Annotated in this window: 19 protein-coding genes and 4 pseudogenes; 12 read left to right on the top strand and 11 right to left on the bottom strand. The window is 73.3% G+C overall.

The features are described from left to right. Window positions 1-62 precede the first annotated feature (62 nt). The 3 genes and pseudogenes from AAC944_RS34580 to AAC944_RS34570 all read left to right on the top strand — a co-directional run. Window positions 63-266 (top strand): annotated as a pseudogene (locus AAC944_RS34580) (LLM class flavin-dependent oxidoreductase); the annotation flags it as partial. Between the two features lie 13 nt (window positions 267-279). Continuing rightward, a pseudogene (locus AAC944_RS34575) lies at window positions 280-486 on the top strand (SDR family oxidoreductase); the annotation flags it as partial. A gap of 229 nt (window positions 487-715) precedes the next feature. Then, a complete protein-coding gene (locus AAC944_RS34570) occupies window positions 716-1,033 on the top strand; it encodes an AMP-binding enzyme (protein ID WP_030613483.1) in 318 nt (105 codons plus the stop codon). A gap of 12 nt (window positions 1,034-1,045) precedes the next feature. Here the strand turns inward: AAC944_RS34570 and AAC944_RS34565 are convergent, their stop codons facing one another. Beyond that, window positions 1,046-1,891: an NAD(P)H-binding protein gene (locus AAC944_RS34565; protein WP_030613481.1), complete on the bottom strand. Its 846-nt coding sequence runs from the start codon at window positions 1,889-1,891 to the stop codon at window positions 1,046-1,048. A gap of 88 nt (window positions 1,892-1,979) precedes the next feature. Here AAC944_RS34565 and AAC944_RS34560 point away from each other — a divergent pair, with 88 nt between their 5' ends. The 4 genes and pseudogenes from AAC944_RS34560 to AAC944_RS34545 form a co-directional block, all read left to right on the top strand. Further along, window positions 1,980-2,624: a helix-turn-helix transcriptional regulator gene (locus AAC944_RS34560; RefSeq protein WP_030613479.1), complete on the top strand. Its 645-nt coding sequence runs from the start codon at window positions 1,980-1,982 to the stop codon at window positions 2,622-2,624. Window positions 2,625-2,872: 248 nt separating this feature from the next. Beyond that, a pseudogene (locus AAC944_RS34555) lies at window positions 2,873-3,358 on the top strand (alpha/beta hydrolase); the annotation flags it as partial. Window positions 3,359-3,459: 101 nt separating this feature from the next. Continuing rightward, entirely contained in the window at window positions 3,460-3,582 is a 123-nt protein-coding gene (locus tag AAC944_RS34550) for a hypothetical protein (protein WP_368396655.1), read from the top strand. A 99-nt stretch (window positions 3,583-3,681) separates the two neighbouring features. After that, window positions 3,682-4,431, top strand: a pseudogene (locus AAC944_RS34545) (amidohydrolase family protein); the annotation flags it as partial. 43 nt (window positions 4,432-4,474) lie between these two features. Here the strand turns inward: AAC944_RS34545 and AAC944_RS34540 are convergent. Then, window positions 4,475-5,545, bottom strand: a complete 1,071-nt coding sequence (locus AAC944_RS34540; RefSeq protein WP_030613473.1) for a glutathione S-transferase family protein — start codon at window positions 5,543-5,545, stop codon at window positions 4,475-4,477. An 80-nt stretch (window positions 5,546-5,625) separates the two neighbouring features. Next, entirely contained in the window at window positions 5,626-6,486 is an 861-nt protein-coding gene (locus tag AAC944_RS34535; RefSeq protein ID WP_030613470.1) for a putative protein N(5)-glutamine methyltransferase, read from the bottom strand. Between the two features lie 599 nt (window positions 6,487-7,085). Here AAC944_RS34535 and AAC944_RS34530 point away from each other — a divergent pair. The 3 genes from AAC944_RS34530 (at window position 7,086) to AAC944_RS34520 (ending at window position 8,237) form a co-directional block, all read left to right on the top strand. Then, the gene (locus AAC944_RS34530; protein ID WP_030613467.1) at window positions 7,086-7,505 is read left to right on the top strand and encodes a CBS domain-containing protein; all 420 of its coding nucleotides are present in this window, start codon (window positions 7,086-7,088) and stop codon (window positions 7,503-7,505) included. Between the two features lie 214 nt (window positions 7,506-7,719). Continuing rightward, window positions 7,720-7,995, top strand: coding sequence for a hypothetical protein (locus AAC944_RS34525; protein WP_051871686.1), 276 nt, complete (start codon window positions 7,720-7,722; stop codon window positions 7,993-7,995). A gap of 50 nt (window positions 7,996-8,045) precedes the next feature. Further along, window positions 8,046-8,237, top strand: coding sequence for a hypothetical protein (locus AAC944_RS34520; RefSeq protein ID WP_051871712.1), 192 nt, complete (start codon window positions 8,046-8,048; stop codon window positions 8,235-8,237). 79 nt (window positions 8,238-8,316) lie between these two features. Here the strand turns inward: AAC944_RS34520 and AAC944_RS34515 are convergent, their stop codons facing one another. The 3 genes from AAC944_RS34515 to AAC944_RS34505 all read right to left on the bottom strand — a co-directional run bounded on the left by AAC944_RS34515 (window position 8,317) and on the right by AAC944_RS34505 (window position 11,799). Next, on the bottom strand, window positions 8,317-9,039 hold the full coding sequence (locus AAC944_RS34515; RefSeq protein WP_030613458.1) for a FadR/GntR family transcriptional regulator: 723 nt from the start codon (window positions 9,037-9,039) through the stop codon (window positions 8,317-8,319). 110 nt (window positions 9,040-9,149) lie between these two features. Further along, window positions 9,150-10,901, bottom strand: coding sequence for an IlvD/Edd family dehydratase (locus AAC944_RS34510; protein ID WP_037772028.1), 1,752 nt, complete (start codon window positions 10,899-10,901; stop codon window positions 9,150-9,152). Between the two features lie 133 nt (window positions 10,902-11,034). Further along, the gene (locus tag AAC944_RS34505) at window positions 11,035-11,799 is read right to left on the bottom strand and encodes a hypothetical protein (RefSeq protein ID WP_037772027.1); all 765 of its coding nucleotides are present in this window, start codon (window positions 11,797-11,799) and stop codon (window positions 11,035-11,037) included. 415 nt (window positions 11,800-12,214) lie between these two features. Here AAC944_RS34505 and AAC944_RS34500 point away from each other — a divergent pair, with 415 nt between their 5' ends. Further along, window positions 12,215-14,470 (top strand): glycosyltransferase, encoded by a 2,256-nt coding sequence (locus tag AAC944_RS34500; protein WP_051871684.1) that lies wholly within the window; start codon window positions 12,215-12,217, stop codon window positions 14,468-14,470. Window positions 14,471-14,557: 87 nt separating this feature from the next. Here the strand turns inward: AAC944_RS34500 and AAC944_RS34495 are convergent, their stop codons facing one another. The 4 genes from AAC944_RS34495 to AAC944_RS34480 form a co-directional block, all read right to left on the bottom strand. Next, window positions 14,558-15,598, bottom strand: a complete 1,041-nt coding sequence (locus tag AAC944_RS34495) for an SMODS domain-containing nucleotidyltransferase (RefSeq protein ID WP_030613447.1) — start codon at window positions 15,596-15,598, stop codon at window positions 14,558-14,560. 515 nt (window positions 15,599-16,113) lie between these two features. After that, entirely contained in the window at window positions 16,114-16,629 is a 516-nt protein-coding gene (locus AAC944_RS34490; protein ID WP_030613445.1) for a GNAT family N-acetyltransferase, read from the bottom strand. An 11-nt stretch (window positions 16,630-16,640) separates the two neighbouring features. Beyond that, entirely contained in the window at window positions 16,641-18,374 is a 1,734-nt protein-coding gene (locus AAC944_RS34485; RefSeq protein ID WP_063759922.1) for a class I adenylate-forming enzyme family protein, read from the bottom strand. A gap of 284 nt (window positions 18,375-18,658) precedes the next feature. Beyond that, window positions 18,659-19,423, bottom strand: a complete 765-nt coding sequence (locus tag AAC944_RS34480; protein WP_030613442.1) for a crotonase/enoyl-CoA hydratase family protein — start codon at window positions 19,421-19,423, stop codon at window positions 18,659-18,661. A 256-nt stretch (window positions 19,424-19,679) separates the two neighbouring features. On the opposite strand from AAC944_RS34480, the gene AAC944_RS34475 reads away from it, so the two are divergent. Beyond that, window positions 19,680-20,753 carry an MBL fold metallo-hydrolase gene (locus tag AAC944_RS34475; protein WP_196942961.1) on the top strand — a complete coding sequence of 358 codons (1,074 nt, stop codon included), beginning with the start codon at window positions 19,680-19,682 and terminating at the stop codon, window positions 20,751-20,753. 315 nt (window positions 20,754-21,068) lie between these two features. Here the strand turns inward: AAC944_RS34475 and AAC944_RS34470 are convergent, their stop codons facing one another. Beyond that, window positions 21,069-21,953: a GNAT family N-acetyltransferase gene (locus AAC944_RS34470; RefSeq protein ID WP_030613437.1), complete on the bottom strand. Its 885-nt coding sequence runs from the start codon at window positions 21,951-21,953 to the stop codon at window positions 21,069-21,071. Between the last annotated feature and the right edge of the window lie 34 nt (window positions 21,954-21,987).

Genomic DNA, 21,987 nt, shown 5'->3' with positions numbered 1-21,987 from the left:
CGTCGCCGCCCCCCTCGCACCTTCCCCCGCCCTCCATAGTTCTGGTGATCTTCGAGGCCCAGATGGCCGACCCGTCCCCCGGCAACGAGCGCCAGGTGATCCGGGACTGCGTCGAACAGGCGGTGTACGCCGAGCCAATGGGCTTTGACCGGATCTGGGCGGTCGAGCACCACTCACTGACGCAGTACGCGCACATGAGCGCCTCCGAGGCCTGCCTCTCCTGGGTGGCCGCGAAGACCTTCCGCATCCGGATCGGCCAGCCTGTTCGTCCCGCACGACGTGACCGGAGCGGCCGGCCGGCAGCGGGTCGTCACGGCAGCGCTGGACACCTTCGGCCGGATCAACGCACTGGTGAAGAACGCGGCCCTGTGGCGCACCGCGCCGATCGAGGAGGAGACCGAGGAGAACCTGCAGCGGCTGCTCCAGGTGAATCTCGTCGGCCCGTTCCTCGGCGTCCAGGCCGTCGCGCCGGCGAATCGTCGCACCGGACGGACGGGTGCTGCCCCCGGCCGGCCCGGCGAGGTGGTCTCCCGCGGCTATCACGTCATGGCCGGCTACCTCGAGGCCCCGAGGCCACCGCGCGCGCCGTCGACCCCGACGGCGGCTGGCTGCACACCGGTGACGTCGGCGTACTGGACGAGCACGGCTACCTGTCCCTCATCGACCGGCTCAAGGACATGTACGTCGTCGGCGCTTCAACGCCTACCCGGCGGAGGTGGAGAACGCCCTCGGCGCACACCCCGGCATCGCCGAGGTCGCCGTCGTGGGAGCCCCGGACGAGCGGCTCGGCGAGGTCGGTGTCGCCTTCGTCGTCCCCGTCCACGCGCAGGAGCCGCCCACCCCGGCAGCCCTCACCGCCTGGGCCCGGGAGCGCCTCGCCAACTTCACGGTGCCACGCCGCTTCCACCTCGTACCGGAACTCCCGTGCAACGCGAGCGGCAAGGTCCTCAAGACCGAACTGCGCCGCGCGGCCCGCGACGGCCCCGCACCGGAAGCGGAACCGGCTGACACCCGGCGGACCCAGCGGAACTGACGCCCGGCGGGCCTAGCGGAATTCGTCCGCGTGCTCCTCCGCCCAGGACCGGAACGTACGCGCCGGCGCCCCGGTGAGGTCTTCCACCGTCGAGGTGATCACGTGTGATGCGGGCCGCGTCTCCGCGCTCGCCAGCAGGGCTTCCACGAGAGCGGGCGGCCTGCCGTCGGCGAGCATCTGCTCCCGCGCGACCTGCACCGGAACCGGCTCGAAGCGCGCCGGGAGGCCGGTCGCCTCCCCGATGAGCCGGACCTGGTCGGTCCTGCTCAGCACCTCCGGTCCGGTCAGCACGTACGTCGCCCCCGCGTGGCCGTCGTCGAGCAGCGCTCGCGCCGCCACTGCCGCGACGTCCCGCTCGTGGACCACCGCGGTGGCCGCGATGCCGGGACCGCGGACGACACGCGTGCTGCGGATCTGTCCGGCCCAGCCGCGTGCGTTGGAGGCGATGGTGTCCGCGCGCAGCACCGTCCATTCCAGGCCGGACCGCTGCACCAGCCGCTCCATGTCGGCGTGGAGCTGGTTGATCGGGTCGGTCTGCCGTCCGGCGTCCTCGCGCACTCCCGACGAGGAGAGGTGGACGACGCGGCGGGCGTGGCGGGCGACGGCGTCCAGCACGGCGGGGGCGCCCTCGGTCGTCAGGAAGGGCCAGACGAGGAACACGGCGTCGCTCCCGGCCAGTGCTCCCGCCAGCGTGTCCGGCGCGGACAGGTCTCCGGCCACGACCTCGGCGCCGTCCGGCAGTGCGGCCGTTGCGGGGTTGCGTGCCAGTGCGCGCACGGTGGCGCCGTCGGCCAGGAGCTGCCGGACGACCTGTCCGCCGACGTTGCCGGTCGCGCCGGTCACGAGTATCTCGTTCATGATCAGGTCAGCCCCGGCCGGCCCCGGGGTATTCCGCGCCCTCGACGCACCGCCGCTCACCTGCGGCACCGGTCCTATACTCACGCCCGTGACCGAGTCCACCGCACCCTTCGACCCCGCTGAACTGCCGCCCACCAGCTGGGCCGTACTGGGGCTGCTCTCCTTCGGCGAGGAGCTGTCCGGGTACGACCTGAAGAAGTGGGCCGATGCGAGCCTGCAGTTCTTCTACTGGAGCCCGTCGGCCAGCCAGGTCTACGGCGAGCTCAAGCGCCTGGAGAAGCACGGTTACGTCACGTCCCGGACGGTGTCCCAGGAGGACGGAGTCCGCGGCAAGCGGATGTACAGCATCACCCCGAGCGGCAAGGAGGCCGCCGCCCGGTGGGTGAGCGAGGCCCCGGTGGAGCCTCCCGTACTCAAGCACGGTGTGATGCTGCGGCTGTGGCTCGGCCACATGACGGAGCCGGACCAGCTGCGCGGCGTCCTCGAGCAACACCGCGCGTACGCCGAGAAGATGAGCCGCCGGGCCCGTGCCACGGCCGAGGGTTCCGCCAAGGAGCAGTCCTGGGCGTACACCGAGCTCGTCCTGCGGTGGTCGGAGAAGTACTACGAGGCCGAGCGCGAGTTCGCCGAATCGGCGCTGCGTGACCTCGACGAGGTGGCCGCGACGGTACGCGCGGCCGAGGAGCCGGCATCCGGCGCTGACCGGCCCGGGCGCGGCGAGAAGGCCGACTGACGTCTCCGTCGCGGCTCCGGCGGCATTGACATTTCGCCTAGGCGTATTTCTCATCGTCATACTTCGCCAGCTTGCTGCCGGCTCGACCGCGACGAGGTGAGAGCACACGTGCCGTTGGACCCCGTGGCCAAAGCGATCATCGACCTGACCGAGGCGCACTTCCCTCGCCTGGGCACGGAGGTGCTGGACGCGGCCGAGGCACGCCGCATCCTCGCGGCCCAGCCGCCCCCTCAGCGGCGCCCGTTCCGGTGGCCCGGGTCGAGGACCGGCGGCTGCCCGGCCCGGCCGGCGCCCCCGAGGTCCCGCCGGTACGCCTGTACTGGCCGCGCGTCCCCGACGGCACTCCGCTGCCCGTGGTCGTGTTCTGCCACGGCGGCGGCTTCGTGATCTGTGACCTGGACTCGCACGACCGGATGTGCCGGGAGGCGGCCAACGCCACCGGGGCGCTGGTCGTCTCCGTGGACTACCGGCGGGCACCCGAGCACCGGTTCCCGGCCGCCGCCGAGGACGCCTACGCGGTGCTGAGCTGGGCCGCCGCACACGCCCCTGAGGTGGGCGGCGCCCCCGGCCGCATCGCGGTGGCCGGCGACAGCGCGGGCGGCAACCTCGCCGCGGTGCTCCCGCTGATGGCCCGGGACCGGGGCGGCCCGATGCCCGTCTTCCAGCTGCTGGTCTACCCGATGCCCGACCCCGCCCAGAACACCCCGTCCTACCGGGAGAACGCCCACGGGTACTTCGTCACCGCCGACCATCTGCGCTGGTACTGGCAGCAGTACCTGGGCGGGCGGGCCGACGGCGGCGCCCCTCCCGACGCCTGCGGGAGGCGGGCGTCGCGGTGGACGTCCGGCGCTACGACGGGGTCTTCCACGGGTTCTTCGGCATGGCGGACGCGCTGCCCGCCGCCGCCGAGGCGAACGGCGCGGCGTACTCCGCACTGCGCGCCGCACTGCACCGCTGACCGGGTGAGGCCCGCCGCACCGGAGCCTGCGCCGGTAGCGCTGATCCAGGAGCCCGCTCATGCCGCATTCGCACCCCGCCGACCTCGTCCTCACCGGCGGCCTACCTCACCGCCTGCGGCTGCGCCTCCGACAACAGCGGCATCTCCTTCATCGAGCCGGAAGCGCTGCGCCGTTACGTCACCGAGCTCGACGCGCACGGCTTCCAGGTGCACTTCCACGCGCTGGGCGACCGCGCCGTCCGCGAATCCCTCGACGCCGTCGCGGCGGCGCGCGCGGCCAACGGCTGGACCGACAACCGCCCGCACCTCGCCCACCTCCAGATCGTCCACCCCGACGACGTGCCCCGCTTCCGCCGGCTCGGCGCCACCGCCAACATCCAGGCGCTCTGGGCCGCCCATGAGCCGCAGATGGACGACCTCACCATTCCGTTCCTCGGCGCCGAACGGGCCGCCCTCCAGTACCCCTTCGGCGACCTGCTCCGCTCCGGCGCCACGCTCGCCGCCGGCAGCGACTGGCCGGTCAGCAGTCCCGACCCGATGGCCGCACTGCACACCACCGTCCACCGCCGCCGGCCGGACGCCGGTCCCGACAGCCCGGCCTTCCTCCCCGAGCAGCGCCTCGGCCTCGGCGCCGCGCTCGCCGCGTACACCGCAGGCAGCGCCTACGTGAACCACCTCGACGACACCGGCACGGTCCGGGCCGGCCACCTCGCCGTCCTCGCCGTCCTCGCCGTCCTCGCCGTCCTCGACCGCGACCCCTTCGAGGACCCTGCCGGGGACATCGCCGCGACACGGGTCCTGCAGACGTATGTCGGCGGCGTACGCGTGTACGCCGCCGACGACGCCTGAGGACCGTGCCCCCTGAGCGCCGTGCCTTCCTGAGAACCGTGCTTCAGGGACGCCCGGCGCGCGGGACCTCCTCCCCCGGCGGCACCGGCCCCGGAGGCGTGCCGTCGCCGAAGGGCCGGCCGCCCAGCTGCTCGCGGTGGTGCGGGGTCAGCCAGCCGGCGAGGTCGGGGCCGCGGGGCACGACCTGCGTCGGGTTGATCCCCGTGTGCACCTGGTAGTAGTGCCGCTTGATGTGGTCGAAGTCGACGGTGTCCCCGAACCCGGGCGTCTGGTACAGGTCGCGCACGTACGCCCAGAGCACCGGGTCCTCGGCCAGCTTGTACCGGTTGCACTTGAAGTGGCCGTGGTAGACGGCGTCGAACCGCACCAGCGTGGTGAAGAGCCGGATGTCCGCCTCGGTGATGGTGTCCCCGACCAGGTAGCGGCGGTCGGACAGCCGCCAGGACAAGTACTCCAGGCGCCGGAAGACGTCCTCGTACGCCTCCTCGTACTCGCGCTGCCCGGTCGCGAAGCCGGCCCGGTACACACCGTTGTTGACGTCCCGGTAGACGCCGTCCATGACCTCGTCGATCTCGTCGCGCAGCGGCTCCGGGTACAGATCGGGCGCGCCCGGCCGGTGCAGCGCGGTCCACTCGGTCGCGAGGTCGAGGGTGATCTGCTGGAAGTCGTTGGTCACGAGCTTCCCGCTGGGCACGTCCACGACGGCGGGCACGCTGACGCCACCGGGGTAACCGGTCTCGCGCGCGTCGTACGCCTCACTGAGGTAGCGGATGCCCAGTACCGGGTCGCGGCCGTCCGGGTCCAGGGTGAAGCGCCAGCTGCGGTCGTCCTGGATCGGGTCGACGACGGCGAGCGACAGCGCGTCCTCCAGGCCGAGCAGCCGCCGGGAGACCAGGGCGCGGCTGGCCCAGGGGCAGGCGCGGCTGGCCACCAGGCGGTAGCGGCCGGCCTCGACGGGCCAGCCGTCCCGGCCGTCGGCGGTGACGCGGTCGGCGAAGTGACTCCTGGACCGCTTGAAGGACTTTCTGCCGTACTCCGTGTTGCCGTCGTCCTTGGGTGTGCTCCCGTGCTCCTCGTCGGCTGTGCTGGTGTCGGCGGAACGGTGCGTGGTCATCGCCGTCCGTCTCCCTCCCGTGTGCGGGTGGCCGGTTTCCGCTGGGAGGGTTCCCGCCATGATCCGTTCCTCACCACGCGTCAGCCGCCCGGGGCAAGGGCGGGCCGGCCGGCGGCGGTGCCGATGATGACCGTCGCGTACTCCTCCTCCGAGGAGACCACGCGTGGCGCCAGGCCGCTGCGGCGGAACACCTCGGCCGCCGACGGGGCCTGGCGTTCGCTCGTCTCGACGAGGAGGTGGCCGCCCGGCGCCAGCCAGTACGGCGCGGCGGCCGTCACCCGCCGCAGGATGTCCAGTCCGTCGGCCCCGCCGTCCAGGGCCGCCAGCGGCTCGTGCTCCCGGGCCTCCGGCGGCAGCAGGCCGACCTCGTCCGTGGGGACGTAGGGGACGTTGGCGACGAGCACGTCGATGCGGCCGCGCACCGTTTCCGGGAGGGCTTCGAACAGGTCGCCCTCGTGGACCTCGCCGACCGTGCGGGGGATGTTGCGGCGGGCGCAGCGGACCGCGGCCGGGTCGATGTCCGCGGCGTACAGCTCCACGCCGGGGTCCGGTACGGCGGCGGCCAGCGCGGCCCCCACCGCCCCGGAACCGCAGCACAGGTCGACCACCAGCGGACGGGTGGCCGGGGCAGCGGTGTCCGCGAGCGCGGCGGTGGCGAGCGCGACGGCCTGCCCGGCGAGGAATTCGGTGCGGCGGCGGGGCACGAAGACACCGGGGGCCACGGTCACCCGCAGGCCACAGAACTCCGCCCAGCCCAGTACCTGTTCCAGTGGCAGGCCGGCGGCGCGCCGTTCCACCATGGCGTCGAGCTGGGCGGGGCTGCCGGCCGTGGCGAGCAGCAGGTCCGCCTCGTCCTCGGCGAAGACCGAACCGGTCTCCCGGAGGCGGCTGACGGCGGCGGAACGGAGGGAGCGTATACGGGGAGAAGCGGGGAGCGACATGGGAAGCCTTTCACGTGCCTGGCGGACGCCGGGCACGCCTCCCCTTCCGGTCGCTACGGCGAGGGCGCCGCGGGGACCGCGCGGATGCGAGCGGGGAGGACCCGGCCTGTCACAGCGGAAATGGGTCTCACCTCCTCGGTCCTGGTCCAGCACGATCACTGGAGGCGCCAAGAGTACCCGACGCGGGGCCGTCCGCCCGGCGAATTCCGGCCGCCCCGGCGGGACCTGACGGGCGGACACGGTGGAAGGCACGGTGGAAGGGGTGACCGGCGGGCCGCGCAGCCTCCGTGCACGGGGTCTGGGTGGCGTGGTGGTACGGCGGCCCGCCGGCCCGGTCTCCGATGTCGGCCGGCCGACACTGTGAGACACAGTGTCACCACTGCCCACGTACACCCGTCGCCATACCAGGGGACGTACCCGCCCCCCCCGGATACCGGGGGACGTACTCGCCCCGGTCCCCCGGTCCCCCGGTCCCCCGGTCCCCCGGTGCACCGTCCCGTGCGGACATGCGGGGCCGGTGACCAGTGACCAGAATGGAAGTGCCGGGACCTGCGGCGCGCCCGGCGCCGCGCCGGCCGTCCGGCATGGGAGGTACCTTCATGACCACTGCCGGAGACATCATGCACCCCGGCGCCCAGTGGATCCCCGAGGACGCGACCCTGGACCGCGCGGCGCAGCTGATGCGGGAGCTCGATGTGGGCGCCCTGCCGATCAGCAACGCGGACGAGCGGCTGTGCGGCATCCTCACCGACCGCGACATCGTGGTCGGCTGCGTGGCCATGGGACACGATCCGGCCCAGGTCACCGCGCACGAGATGGCCAAGGGCACGCCCCGTTGGATCGACGCGGACGCCGACGTCAGCGAGGTGCTGGAGGAGATGCGGGGACACCAGATCCGCCGTCTCCCGGTGATCCAGAACAAACGGCTGGTCGGCATGATCAGCGAGGCCGATCTGGCCGGTCATCTCACCGACGACCAGATGGCCGACTGGGCCGAGAGCATCACGGCGCAGCGCTGAGTGCCTGTGCCGTAGCCCCTGGCCGGGCGCCCGCACGGCGATCAGCCGTGCTGATCGTTCGCCTCCGCCTACTCCGTCGGCGTGGGCCCGCACCGCGGGCCCACGCCCCTTTCTCTTCCCGGTGCCGGCGGTCTTGCCGGTACGCACGGCACGACCGGGCCCGATGGGCGTACGGTGGTCCCTGGCGCGGGAAGGTCGCGCGAGGAGGTCGGCCGTGGACGCAACGCTGAAGACGGTGATCGGCGGAGAGCTGGTGGAGCTGCCCGGCACCATCGCCGGTATCCGGGCCGTCCTCGACGAGGAGCAGGCGCGCGCGTTCGACCAGGAGATCCCGCACGTCCCGGCCGCCGAGCTGCCCGCCCGGCTGGCCCGCTGGGCCATGGGCGGCACCGGCGCCGACCGGGAGGACCAGGAGCTCTTCGAGCGCCTGGAGCGCGGCGAGGACATCGGTGCCGTGCCGGCCGACGACAGCCGGCCGGAGGTGGCGTGAGCCGCCGTCGCCTGCAGTACGCGCCGCCGGCCGACCAGGCCCGCGATGCCATGGAGACCGCGTTACGGACCCGCTTCGACGCGGGTATGCGCCGGCTCGCCGACGATCCGTACGGACACGGCTCCGCGGCGATCGACAAGGAGCGGGAGCGGCGGGAGGCGACCGTCGCGGGAGTCGTGATCCGCTACTACGTGAGCGAGAGCGTACTGACGGTCACGGTCGTGCGCATCGTCTACTTCTGACTCTTCTCGTCTACTTCTGACTCTTCTCGTCTGCTGCTGGCTCCCCTTGTCTGCTGCTGACTCCCGGCCGCCGCCCGGATCACCCCCGGTAGGCGCACCCTCCCCCGCCCGCCAGCAGCCGTTCCACCTCGTCGTGTGCCGAGTCGACGATGCGCATGACGGCCTGCGCGGCGTCGGCGGGGCGGCCCTCGGCGACCGCTTCGGCGACCTCCTGGTGGCGGCGGACGGCGGTGGTGTCGAGGTCGGCCGGCATCAGGGCCAGGTCCCGGCGGGCGACCAGCAACTCCTCGGTCACTTCGGCGAGCTGGGCGAACATGCCGTTGCCGGACGCGGTGAGCAGCGCGCGGTGGAAGGCCGCGTCCGCCGCGACGAAGGCCGCGCGGTCACCGGCCCGGGCGGCGTCCGCCATCGCGGCGGCGTGCCCGGTCAGCGCGTCGCGGGCCGCGGACGCCGCACCGGAAGCGGCGAGCGCGGCGGCGGACGGTTCGACGGCGGCCCGCAGTTCGGCCAGCTCGCGCAGCTGGGCCTCGCGCCGGGGCGAGGCCAGCCGCCAGCGGATGATCTGCGGGTCGTACAGGTTCCACTCGGCGAGCGGGCGCACGGTGATACCCACGCGGGGCCGGCTGGTGACCACGCGCCGGGACTCCAGCACGCGGACGGCCTCGCGCGCCACCGTGCGCGAGACGCCGTACCGTTCCTGGATGTCCTCCAGGCGCAGGACCTCTCCCGCGCGGATCTCGTCCGCGGCGAGGGACCGGCCGATGCGGTCGACCACCTGTCCGTGCAGGCCCTGAAGTTCCACGCCGCTCCCCGGTCCTCTCGTGCACATCGGTGCTCGTGTGCGTCGGTACGGGGCGGCCGGCTGCCGCCCCGCCGATTGTCACACCTCCGGCGGCCCTCTCCGGTGCGGGGTCAGAACGCCTGGCGGGGCGGGGTGGAGTCACTGGCGCCGCGCAGGAAGTCCAGGTCGACGCCGGTGTCCGCCTGGGTGACGTGCCGGTCGTAGAGGTAGCTCCAGCCGCGTTCGGCGGGCGGCCGCCGCGGCTGCCAGTCGGCCCGGCGGCGCTCCAGTTCGGCGTCCTCGACCAGTACGTCGAGCCGGCGCGCGGGGACGTCCAGGCGCACCTGGTCACCGGTGCGGACGAGGGCGAGCGGGCCGCCGACGGCCGCCTCGGGGGCGACGTGCAGGACGCACGTCCCGTACGCGGTGCCGGACATCCGGGCGTCGGAGATCCGCACCATGTCGCGGACGCCCGCGTCGAGCAGCTTCTTGGGCAGCTGCACGTTGCCGACCTCGGGCATGCCGGGGTAGCCCTTCGGTCCGGTGTTGCGGACGACGAGGACGGTGTCGGCGGTGACGTCGAGGTCCGGGTCCTCGGCGACGGCGAGGTACTCCTCCAGCGAGTCGAAGACCAGCGCGGGCCCGGTGTGGCTGAGCAGCTTCGGGTCGGCGGCGGACTGCTTGACGACGGCGCCGCCGGGGGCGAGGTTGCCGCGCAGTACGGCCGTGCCGTTGCCGGCCGGCTGCACGGGGCGGTCGAGCGGGCGGATCACCTCGCGGTCGTGCACCTCGGCGCCGGCGCAGTTGTCGACCAGGCTGCGCCCGGTGACCGTGACGGTGTCGTGGTGCAGATGGTCCCGCAGGTCGTTGATGAGGGCCGGGAGTCCGCCCGCGTAGGCGAACTCCTCCATCAGGAAGCGGCCGGACGGCATCAGGTCGATGAGCAGCGGGAGTTCGGCGCCGAGCCGGTCGAAGTCGTCCAGGGCCAGCGGTACGCCGAGGCGCCCGGCGAGGGCGAGGAGGTGGAGGACGGCGTTGGTGGAGCCGCCGATGGCGGCGTTGACGCGGATGGCGTTCTCGAAGGCGGCGCGGGTCATGATGCGCTGCGGGGTGAGATCGCTGCCCGCCAGCGCGACGGCGCGGACGCCGGTCTCCTCGGCGAGGGTGCCGCGGCGGGAGTCGACGGCGGGCAGTCCGGAGCCGCCCGTGACCATCATGCCGAGTGCTTCGGTGAGGCAGGCCATGGTGGAGGCGGTGCCCATGGTCATGCAGTGGCCCGCGCTGCGGTTCAGGGAGCTCTCGAACTCGGTGAACTCGTCCTGGGTGATGGTGCCCGCGCGCAGCTCCTCGGTCATCCGCCACACGTCCGTACCGGAGCCGACGTGCCGGCCCCGGAAGCGGCCGTTGAGCATGGGCCCGCCGGTGAAGACGATCGCGGGGACGCCCGCGCTCGCGGCGCCCATGAGGGCGGCGGGGGTGGTCTTGTCGCAGCCGGTGAGCAGGACGACGGCGTCCATCGGGTTGGCGCGGATCTGCTCCTCGATCTCCATGGCGGCGAGGTTGCGGTAGAGCATGGTGGTCGGCCGCATGATCGGCTCGCCCAGTGACATCGCGGGGAATTCCAGCGGGAAGCCGCCGGCCTGGAGCACGCCGCGCTTGACGGCGTCCGCGATGAGCTGGAGGTGGCCGTTGCACGGGTTCAGTTCGGAGTAGGTGTTGCAGATGCCGATGACCGGGCGGCCGTCGAAGTTGTGTCCGCCGCGGCCCATGCCGCGCAGGGCGTGCCGGGTGATGAAGCCGTTCTTGCCCCCGTCCCCGAACCAGGCGCGGGAGCGGAGCGGTGCGGCGGCACCGGCGGGCTGTTGCCGGTCGTTCACGGTCATGTGAAGTCCTTCCGACGCGGTACGGGGCGGCAGCGGGCCGAGCCGCGCCCTTACCGCCCTCCCAATGGTGCTATGAAAGCACGAACGACCCCGCCGCCGTCCAGACCTCGTCAGCCGTGCATCGCACCGCGGACTAGGCCGGGGGCCGTGCCAAGTGCCGGACCCAGACGTTGGGTTCGACGTAGACCGCATGGTTCTGGGCGGTGTCGCAGTGGACCGGGGTCAGGGCGCCGGGGACCTCGGTGCCGCCGTCGCGGTCGAAGGGGAGGCCGGTCCACCGCCGCCACTGGTCCAGGGAGCCGCTGACCGTCATCGAGGCGGGCGCGATCTTCTCGATGGTGCCGCCGGCCTTGACGTGGACGCGGAGCCAGGGATCGGCGGGCAGGCCGTCGGCACGCCGAAGGCGGATGTAGTCGGCCATGGGGACGCGGGGGTGCAGATGCTTGGCGTTCGGGCGGACCGGGGCCAGGAGCTCGTCGTGGCCCTGGCTGCCGACCGCGTCACGCAGCGCTGCCAGCATGCGGTAGGACAGGCCGCGGCCGAGGTACTCGGTGTCCACCGTGATCTCCAGCGCGCTGACCGTGGTGGGCGCGTGCCCCCACCGCCGGTCGTCGAAGGCCCACACCAGTACGCGGTCCCACCCCTGGTCCGGCGTCTCCTCCCGGCCGTCGAGCTCGGCGTTGAAGGGCACGCTGAGCCCTCGCGCGACGACCCGGTCGCCGTCCGTCGCCACCACGCAGTACTGCGGGAAGTCCGCGACGACGCGGCTCAGCAGGGCCTCCACGATCGGTTCGTGCGAGGTGAACTCCGGCCAGCTGTCGGCTATCTCGTAGATCCGGGTGCTCAGCGAAGGGCGCTCGGCGAGCGGGGTGATCCGGATGCGGTCGGTGTCTGTCACAGCGCGCACTTTCCCACAGGAGCACGGCCTCGACCACGCGTTTTTGCCTCGGCACCCACGTACTCGCCTTTCGGACGCCGAGGGCCGCGCCCGGATGGCCGGGGACGTGTCCCGGGCCGCCGCCGACGGCTGGGCGCACCCCCGCGGCGAGACGCTGTCATCGTCCGCACCACGGCCGCCGGCTTCTCCCAGCGGCCGGCCCGATGCACCCGAGCACCCCCTGCCACCAGGTCCGATGCATACCGGCCGTTCGAGGGCAGCTTCACGACACGCTCGCGCGAAAACTCATAGAGTATCAATTCACGTCATATTCTCCTGTTCTGTGCAGAAGCGTGACGACGTGGTCGTGTCAGGCATGGTCCGGGAGGCGGCGGCATGCCCCCCGCCCTCTGTTCGGGGAGCACGCCGGCTGAAGGTGTGCTTCCTCCTCTTCAACCTCTACGGCATCGGCGGCACCATCCGCTCCACCGTCAACCTCTCCGGGGCGCTGGCGGAGGCCGGGCACGACGTCGAGATCGTCTCGATGATCCGGTCCCGGTCGGCGCCGGCCCTCGCCGTCCACCCACGCGTACGGGTCCGGCCGCTGGTCGAGACCCGCAGGGACCAGCCCGGCTTCGACCCGGCGCACGACCCGAAGGGCAACCCCTCACGCGTCTACCCCGCCTGCGACGGGCCGTACAAGCTGTGCAGTGCTCTGGTCGACGAACGGATCGAGGCCTACCTCCGCGACACCGACGCGGACGTGATCATCGGCACCCGGCCCGGCGTCAACGTCTACCTGGCGCGCTTCGGGCCCGCCCGCGCGCTGCTCGTCGGGCAGGAACACCTGACCCACGACATGCACCGGCCGGAGGTGCGGACGGCGCAGAACGCGGCGGTGGCGCACCTGGACGCGTTCGTCACGGTCTCCCGGCAGGACGCCCGGATCTACCGCGAGGCGCTGCCGGGCATCGCCACGGAGATCCGCTGCATCCCCAACGCCGTACCGCAACCGGACGTCTGCCCCTCCTCCGGGCGGAACAAGCTCGTGGTCGCGGCCGGCCGGCTCATCCGGATCAAGAACTACCGGCTGCTGATCGACGCCTTCGCGCGCGTCGTGGAGCAGCGCCCGGACTGGCGGCTGCGGCTGTACGGGCGCGGCCCCGAGGCACGGGCGCTGCGGGCCCGTATCCACGCACTGGGCCTGAGCGAACAGGTGACGATGATGGGCGCGCACGCCCCGATCGAGCCGGAGTGGGCCAAGGGGTCGATCGCCGCGGTCTCCTCGGACGGTGAGTCGTTCGGCATGACGATCGTGGAGGCGATGCACGCCGGGCTGCCGGTGGTGGCCACGGACTGCCCGTTCGGCCCCGGGGAGATCATCTCCGACGGGGTCGACGGGCTGCTGGTCCAGCCGGGGAACGCCGACGAGTTCGCGGCCGCGCTGCTGGAACTGATCGCGGACGACGAGCGGCGGGCCGCGATGGCCGCCGCCGCCCGGACCAAGGCACTGGACTACGCGCCGTCCGCCATCGCGCTCGCCTACGTGAAGCTCTTCGAGGACCTCGCGGCGCGGACCGGCAAGGGCGGCGGCCACCCGGCGGCGCGGCAGAAACCCGCCGGGTCGCATGCGCTGGGCGGGCACGTCCGCGCGGCAGGGCGGGGCCGGCTGCTGCGCGCCGGCAGGCAGCTCGCCGGGCGCGCGGTGCGCCCCCTCCTGCGACGGCCGGTGACCGCCGTACCGCTGCTCGGAGTGGTGCGGCGGATCTCCCCCGCCGCGGCCGCGCGGGCCGACGGTACGGCGCGCACACTGCGCCCCACGGCGCGCTGCGCGGTGGCCGAGGACGGCGCCCTGGAGCTGACCTTCCCCGCCACGGGGTTGACCGGCCCCGCCGATCTGGTACTGCGCCGCCGCAATTCCGCGGAAGAGGTACGGGTCCCGTTGCCGCCGCCCGGCCGGGAGGGCCGCGGCGGCCCGTACCGGATCCGGCTGCGGCTGGCCCCGCTGCCGCTCGCCGAGGGGCACTGGGAGGTGTGGGTGCGGCGGCGCGCGGACGGAACGCAGCGGCACGTGCGCTCCACGATGGTCGAGCGGGCCGCGCTGGTCGGCCGGCTCCCCGAGGTCACCGATGACGCCGTGCGGTCCTGCATCCCGTACGCCACCGACACCGGGCGGCTGGTGCTGCGCACCTGGCGGCGGCCCGCGCACGCGGAGGCGGTGTGGGTCGCGGTCGGGCCGTCGGTCACGTACGTCGAGGCGGAGCTGCTGGGCGCGGTGCTGTCGCCGGACTCGGTGGTGACGGCGACGCGCCGCGGCGAGCGTCCCACGGTGCTGCGGCTGCCCGCGACGGGCCTGGGCGCGGACCGGTTCTGCTGCCTGCTGCCGCACGAGGACTTCACCGGCCGGGTGGCCGGCACGGCGCCGGGGGACCGGGAGTTCTGGGACCTGCGGCTGGTGCTGCCGGGCGGCGTCGCCGTACGGATCGGGCGGATCGGCGGGGACATCGTCGCCCGGAAGGACATCGACAGCCACCCGTCGGCGTACCGGGGCGAGGGCGCGGCCCGCGCGCGGGTCCGCCCGTACTTCACCGACTCCAACGACCTGGCCCTCGTGGCCGCGCCGGCCCCGGCACCGGACACCGCGGCCGTCCCCGCGCGCCTGCCCCGGTGCGAGCATCTGCAGAACGGCTGAGCGCCTGTGCTCTCACCCCGGCAGGCGCCCGGCGCGCGACGGTCCCGGGCCGGGGCCCGGCCGGCGGGGGCGGCCCGCCGGCGTGCCTCATCGTGCGGGCGGCAGCGTCCGGGCCGCGCCGGCGAAGACGGACCAGGTCACCGGACGGGCGGCGAAGGGGCCGAAGGAGCGGACGCGCGGGCTCGGGGCGCTGCGGCGGCGGGCGGTGCGGTGCCCGGTGCCGCCGGCCGCCTCGGAGCGCCGGTCCTCGGGCGTGGCCGGGAAGGGCGCCCCGAACACACCGTGCCAGACGCGGATCGCACCGGCGTGGTCGCCGCTCCGTTCCCGGTGGCGGGCCTCGGCCGCCTGCTCGGCGAGCGCGGCCAGTACGTCGGCGCGGGCGCGGCGCTGCTCGTCGGTCCAGTCGGCGGTCAGGTCGGCGGACCCGGTGGGGTCCAGGACGGGGCCGGTGACGGCCTGGGCGGCGTGCGCGAGCGCGGTGGCGATCGCGTCGTCGTGCTGCCGCGGGCCGGAGACCGCTTCGTACGCGAGGGCCTCCCACAGCAGCCCGCGCGTCTCGCGCAGCGCCGGGTGACCGTTCCTTAACGCCTTGAGCATCCGGACCTGGTGGACGAAGCGGCCGTCGGTGGCGTGGTCGTGCCGGCCTATGACGCGGTTGAGCGTGCGGACCGTCGAGCGCTCCCAGGAGTCCCGCTCCCAGTTGGCGGTGAGCAGGTCGGTGCAGCGCGGGTCGGCCAGGGCCGGGGTCAGGCCGAAGGTGACGTCCAGGTCGGCGAAGGTGACCTGAAGTGCGCGGGACGTGCGGTCCTCGTCGCCGAACCGGGAGCCGGGGAACGCCTCGGTGACCGCGTCGCAGAGCATCGCCATGGCGTCGGCGGCGCCGCCGGGGCGCTTGACGAGGCGGGCGAAGCGCCGGTGGAAGACCATGACCATCCCGACGTCGTCCAGCGGGGCGATGCGGGTCTTGCGGGCGAAACTGCCCTGCAGGCAGCTGCTCTCGATCAGGGCCGCGTTCTTCAGCGCCGCGGTGATCTGGCGGTGCCGGCGCCGGGCCCTCTCGTAGCGCCCGGGTTCCAGGGCGAGGGCCTGGTCGAAGTCGCCGAAGGCGGTCCTGGCGTTGTACGTCATCGCGCGGGGCTCGTTTCTCTCGACATCAGCGGGACGAGGGGGCATTCCGGTTGGGCGCCGACGGCCGGGCCGACGGCGTCCGGGGAGGAGCGAGCGTAGCGGGGAATCGTTTCAGCGGAAGGGGTCGAACGTGTCACATCATGCATGGGAAAAATCGTTCCTCTCCGCATCCGGCCGACGACCGGGCAGACCGCCGCAGTTGCCTCGCGCCACTCCATGCCACTTCCGCACAACAGGTTCCGGTTCCCCGCGCGCACGCCGGTCCGCCCGGACGGCCGCGCGCCCCGCCGAACGGTGTGGCACTCCATTCAACTACGCATATATCTGCCGTGGAGCACCGCGAAACAGCTCGTCCTGATCGATGATGAACCTAAATCCCCTTTCTCCGACCGAAGCCGACAGCGCGCATTTCACGCCCTGTTGCCATCGCGACCACATCGGACAGACGACTCGAGTCATCCGGCATATGCCACAGGCATGAAATGACAGCTCCTCCCGTACGGCGTCGGCAGCGTTCAGTCCGTCAGGTCCTCGGCCAGCAGGTCCATCAGGAGCGCGTCGTGCCAGGTGCCGTCGGGTCCGCGCTCGTACCGGCGCATGATCCCGACCGGCTGGAAGCCCACCTTCCGGTAACTGCGGATGGCCGCCTCGTTGTCCGCCGCCGGATCGATCGCGATCCGGTGATGACCACGCTCCGTCAACAGGTGGCGGGCCAGCGTGCGCACGGCGTCGGTGCCCAGCCCCCGGCCGTGCAGCACGGACGTCAGATAGATGTCGATATTCGCATGCCGATAGTCCGGATCCGACTCCTGCGACCACTGGATCGCGCCAATGATCCGGCCTTCGTTCTCGATCGCGTACGAGTACTCACCGGGCGCGGCGAGGTCTTCGGCGACCGCCGCCGCCAGGTCCTCCCCGCCGCGCCACCGCGCGTACACCGCGGGTTCGGCCCGGATCGCTGCCAGGGCGGGGATGTCGTCCGCTGTGGCGGGACGCAGCACCACGTCGGCGCCGTACAGAGTCGTCTGCATACGCCATGACGCTAGCGGCCGGGCACCGGCGGCGCACCGGTGCCCGGCCGCCGCGATCTCCGGAGCGGGGCGGCCTGGTCGGCGCTCCGGGCCGCGTGCCGCTCCCGCAGCGCGGTCTTGAGCACCTTGCCCGCCGCCGACACCGGCAACGCGTCGGTGAAGTGCACCTCGCGCACCCGCTGGTACGGCGCGACGCGCTCGGCGACGTACGCCATCAGCTCCTCGGCGGTCGCCGTCGCGCCGTTCCGCAGCACCACGTAGGCGGCGGGTATCTCACCCGCGTCCGCTGCGGGCACGCCGATCACCGCGGCCGCCGCCACCGCGGGATGCCCGGCCAGCACGTCTTCGAGGTGCAGCGGATAGACGTTGTACCCCTTGTAGAGGAGCATGTCCTTGACGCGCCCCGACAGGAAGAGGTGGCCCCGCTCGTCCAGCCGCCCGATGTCGCCGGTACGCAGCCAGCCGTCGGTGTACTGCGCGGCGGTGAGTTCCGGGTGCCCCTCGTAGCCGTCGGTGACCTGCGGGCCGCGTGCCCACAGCTCGCCGGTCTCCCCCACCGGCAGTTCGCGCGCCGGGTCGAGCAGGTCGCGGACGGACAGCTCGGTGTCGGGGAGCGCGATGCCGACCGTGCCGTGCGGAGTCTCAGCCGCGGCGTCCATCGGCCACATGGTCAGCGCCATCGTGGCCTCGGTGAGCCCGTACCCCTCGGTGAACAGGGCCTCCGGGAAGAGTGCGGCGAGCCGCCGCCGGGTCTCGGGGTCCATGGGCGCGGCCCCGGAGTTGACGTTGCGTACACACTTCAGGCGGCGGCCGGCGCTCGCCGGGGAGGCCAGCAGGGCGCGGTACATCGTGGGCGAGCCGCCGACCGACCCCACCTGGTGCGCTTCGATGTCGTCCAGGTAGCGCCGGGGGTCGAAGCGGGTGTGCAGCACGGCCGTGGTACCGATGACGGTGTGGGCCACCATCCCGATCAGGCCCATCGCGTGGAAGAGCGGGGCGACGGCGAGCGTCGACTCGGCTCCGTGCAGGGAGTGGTGCGGCGTCGCGGCCGCCTCGTCGCGTACCACGCCGAGCACTCCGCCGTCGTCGTACAGCCGCCCGGCCGCCCGTACCCACACGGTCTGGGCCGCGTTGGCGATCACATTGCGGTGCAGCACGCGGACGGCCTTCGAGCGGCCGGTGGTGCCCCCGGTGAACGCCAGGTGCGCGGGCTCGTCCGGGTTACGGCGTACGGGCTCGGCCCTGCCGTACGCGAGGAGGTCGTCGGCCGCGAGGACGGTACGGCCCGCCGGCGGCTCGGGGGCAGCGCTCCGGCCGCGGTCGGTGCTCGGTCCGGGCACGACGGCGGTGAAGCGCACGCCCGGCGCGTCGGCGGCGTACACGGACGGCAGCGCACCCGCGTACGCGATCACCGCGCGGGCCTCCGAGTCGGCGAGCTGCGCGGCGAGCGGGGCGGCCGGCTGGGCGGGGTTGGCCGGGCTGACGACCGCACCGGCCAGCAGCGTGCCCCAGTACGCCACCGGGAACCACGGGCAGTTGGGGATCATCAGCAGCACGGTCTCCCCCGGCGCGATGCCGTGCTCACGCAGTCCGCGCGCGCATCTCAGCGCCCGGTCGTACAGCTCGGCGTAGGTCAGGCTCTCCTGACCGTCGGTCAGCGCGAGCCGGTCGGGGTAGCGCCGCGCGGCCCCGGCGAGCACGGCTCCGGCGGGCAGGGACGGGTAGGCCAGTACGGTTCGCGGCACGGTGCGACTCCTCAGGGGTGTCGTTCTCTGCGGGCGGCGACTACGGGCGGTTCCTCGGGTGGTGTCGGGGGCGCTGCGGGACGGTCCGGCGCCGGGGACGGTGCGGCGGGGCGCTGCCGGGGCCTGTCCGGTGTCCGGTCCGGACATGGGAGCGCGGCGGGCTCAGCGGACTCAGCTGGCTCAGCGGCCGGTCCAGCATGGCTGGCTCAGCGGCCGATCCAGCGTGGCGGGCTCAGCGACCGGTCCAGCCCGGCTGCTTCAACAGCCGGTCCAGCGTGGCGGGCTCAGCGGCCCGTCCAGCGTGGCGGGCGCTTCTCGGCGAAGGCGCGGGCGCCTTCCTTGGCGTCCTGTGACGCGAAGACCGGCTCGACGAGGGCGCGCTGCCGGTCCGCGGCCTCCCCCGCCGGCCAGGCCGGCGCGCCCGCGATCACCTGCTTGGAGACCTGGACGGCGAGCGGCCCGTTGGCGGCGACCTCGCGGGCCAGCTCCAGCGCGCCGGACAGCGCCCCGCCCGGCGCGGTGAGCCGGTTGACCAGCCCGTACGCGTGCGCCTTCGGGGCGGGCAGGAAGCCACCGGTCAGGGCGAGTTCCATGGCGACCTGGTACGGGACCCGCTGCGGCAGCCGCAGCAGTCCGCCGGCCGCGGCGACCAGCCCGCGCTTGACCTCCGGCAGCCCGAACCGGGCGTTCTCGGCGGCCACCACCAGGTCGCAGGCGAGGACCACCTCGCAGCCGCCCGCCAGCGCGTACCCCTCGACCGCGGCGATCAGCGGCTTCCGGGGCGGCGCTTCGGTGATCCCGGCGAAGCCGCGGCCCTCGATGCCGGGACGCTCGCCGGCCAGGAATCCCTTGAGGTCCATGCCGGCGCAGAAGGTGCCGCCGGCACCGGTGATGATGCCGACGGCGAGGTCGTCCCGGGCGTCCAGCTCGTCCAGGGCCGCGGCGACGCCTTCGGAGACGGCCCGGGTCACCGCGTTGCGGGCCTCCGGACGGTCGAGCGTGATGACGGCGATGCCGTCGGCGTACTCGGTGCGGACCACATCGGACATGACGGCTCCTGACAGGGCGGCGGACACGGAGATCACACACAGGCGGACGATCAGTCGAACGATCGTTAAGCTAAGGCGGCGCGCCCGGACCTGTCCAGATCCCGTCAGAAGGCCCCAAAAACCTTCACCCGGCCACGATTCCGCTGCGGCCCCTCTTCAGACGAGAGCATCATCTCCCCTGCCCCGCCCGATGGTTGGCCTGTAAACTTAACGCTCGTTCGCCGTCGTTCGGGCACATCGAAGGGACCGGACTCCTGTGACAGCCGACGCAACAGCCGACGCAACAGTCGAGATCACCGGCACCGTGCAGTGGCGGGCCTGGCAGGACGGGGTGCTGCCGCCCGTCGAACGCGTCCGGGACGGCCTGTGGTCCCTCCCCGTCCCGATCCCCGACAACCCACTGCGCTACGTCCTGGTCTACGCCCTCGAACTCCGCGACGGCCTCGCCCTGATCGACGCGGGCTGGGACGCCGACATCTCCTGGCAGGCCCTCAACGACGGCCTGGCGAGCACCGGGCACGACGTACGCGACGTCCGGGCCGTCCTCGTCACCCACCACCACGCCGACCACCTGGGCCTGGCCGGCCGGGTCCGCGAGGCCTCGGGCGCGTACGTCGCCCTGCACGAGCTGGACGCCCGTACGGCCGGCCCGGAGCTGGACACGTACGACAAGTGGCGGCGCGGCTACGTCGGCCACCTCACCCGGCACGGCATGCCGGCCAGCGACGCCGACGCCACCGCCGACGCGGTCGATGCCGACCGGATGCTCCGCGCCCCGCGCCCGGACGTCCTCCTCCAGGACGGCGAGCGCATCCGCCTCCCCGGCCTGGACCTGCGGGTCGTCTGGACGCCCGGCCACAGCCCCGGCCACTCCTGCTTCCACTGGCCCGACCGGCAGCTGCTGTTCTCCGGTGACCATGTACTGCCCCGGATCACGCCCTCGATCGGCTACCTCCTGCAGAGCGCCGGCGACCCCCTCGCGGACTTCCTGCGCTCGCTGGACAAGCTGACCGGTTACGACGTCGCCGAGGTGCTGCCCGCGCACGAGTACCGCTTCCGGCAGCTGGACCAGCGGCTCGCGCACATCGCCCGGCACCACACCGAGCGCCTCGCGGAGACCCTGGCCGCGGTCACCGCGCACCCCGGCGCCACCGCCTGGGAGCTGGCAGCCCACCTCAAGTGGTCCCGCAGCTGGGCGCAGTTCGGCCGCCGGCAGCGCCGCTTCGCCCTCGCGGAGACCCTGGCCCACCTCAAACTCCTCAGCAACCGCGGCGAGATCGCCGAACACCCCGCCACCCCGGAACAACCGGTCACCTGGACCCCGGCCTGACCACCGACGGCCTGCACGCAGCCCCCGTCGCGGAACCCCGAATCAGCAATCCAAGGTCCGCCCGCTCAGCCTCCACCCGAGCCTCAACAGCCCAGGTGGGCTTGGTGGGTTGTCGGGGTCTGTCACTGATCCGAGTGAGGCCGAATGTGCCGGGGCGTTGCGGGCCAACGGCACGTACAACTGGGACCTGACCAAGGGAACCCGCTACTGCGCGGTCTCCCGCGAGGGGCGCACCGCCTATCTGCGCGCTGTCGCAGTCCCGGCTGAGGGAACCATTCGCCTCGAAGTCACCGTATGGGAAATCCCGGACTGATCTCAGGACGGGCAGGATTCATCGGAGCCGGCGAAGTCGTACGCCGCCCAGTCGGTGAGCGTGCGATAACCGAGGCGCTGGTAGAGGGCGTTGCTCGCGGGGTTGGACAGGTCCGCGAACAGGACGACGTCCTTCGCACCGGCGGCCACCGCGGCCCGGCTCACCTCCGCGGTCACGGCGCCCGCGTAGCGGCGACCGCGGAGGTGAGCCGGGGTGTAGACGATGTCCACCTGGACCTGGCCGCCGATCATCGGGTTCATGCCCGCGACGGAGACAGGAGTGCCGTCGGGGGTTTCCCAGAGCGTGTAGCGCTTGTCGGCGAAGCGCGTGCCGGCCCAGGATTCGGCGTCGATGGATACTGCCTCCCCGACGGCCTTGGCGAACTCGCCGCACCAGAACATCGCTTGCTCGAGGTCCTGCTCGCCCAGGACGCGGCCCCGGCCCGCCGGCATCGGCTCCGGCGGGGTCAGCCTGCCGAGGCGGTAGAGCCGCAGTCGCGTGTCGCGGAGTTTCGGTGTCGCGCCGGTGTGCCGCCGCCAGGCCTCGGCGAAAGCGGTGGCTGTGCTGTGGTCCGCGCTGACGCGGGCAAGGGAGTACCCGCGGGCGGCCAGGTGCGCGGCGAGGGAGTCGGCCTGCTCGGGCGTGAGCGGGGAGAGCCCCAGAGCACGGGGCGGGAGGCGGTAGAAGGTGGCGCACACCTCGCCCGCTCGCTCCAGCAGGCCGAAGACGGGGGCTTCGGCGCCGAACGACTCCGCCCCACGCTTCCGTACCCTCTCGGCCCACGTCAGCTGCATGACGTGCAGGCCGGGCCGCGAGCACAGGAAGTCTCCGGCTCGGGCGAGGAAGTCGTCGACGTCTTCGGTGAGGTACCAGCCATCCGGGCGCATGCTGCATGGTCCCCCATCCGGTAGCAGTGCTCAA

The organism is Streptomyces sclerotialus (assembly GCF_040907265.1).
In the GTDB taxonomy this organism is placed as follows: Bacteria; Actinomycetota; Actinomycetes; order Streptomycetales; family Streptomycetaceae; genus Streptomyces; species Streptomyces sclerotialus.
The sequence above is the reverse complement of the archived record's forward strand: the minus strand, read 5'-3'. Positions and strand labels throughout refer to the sequence as shown.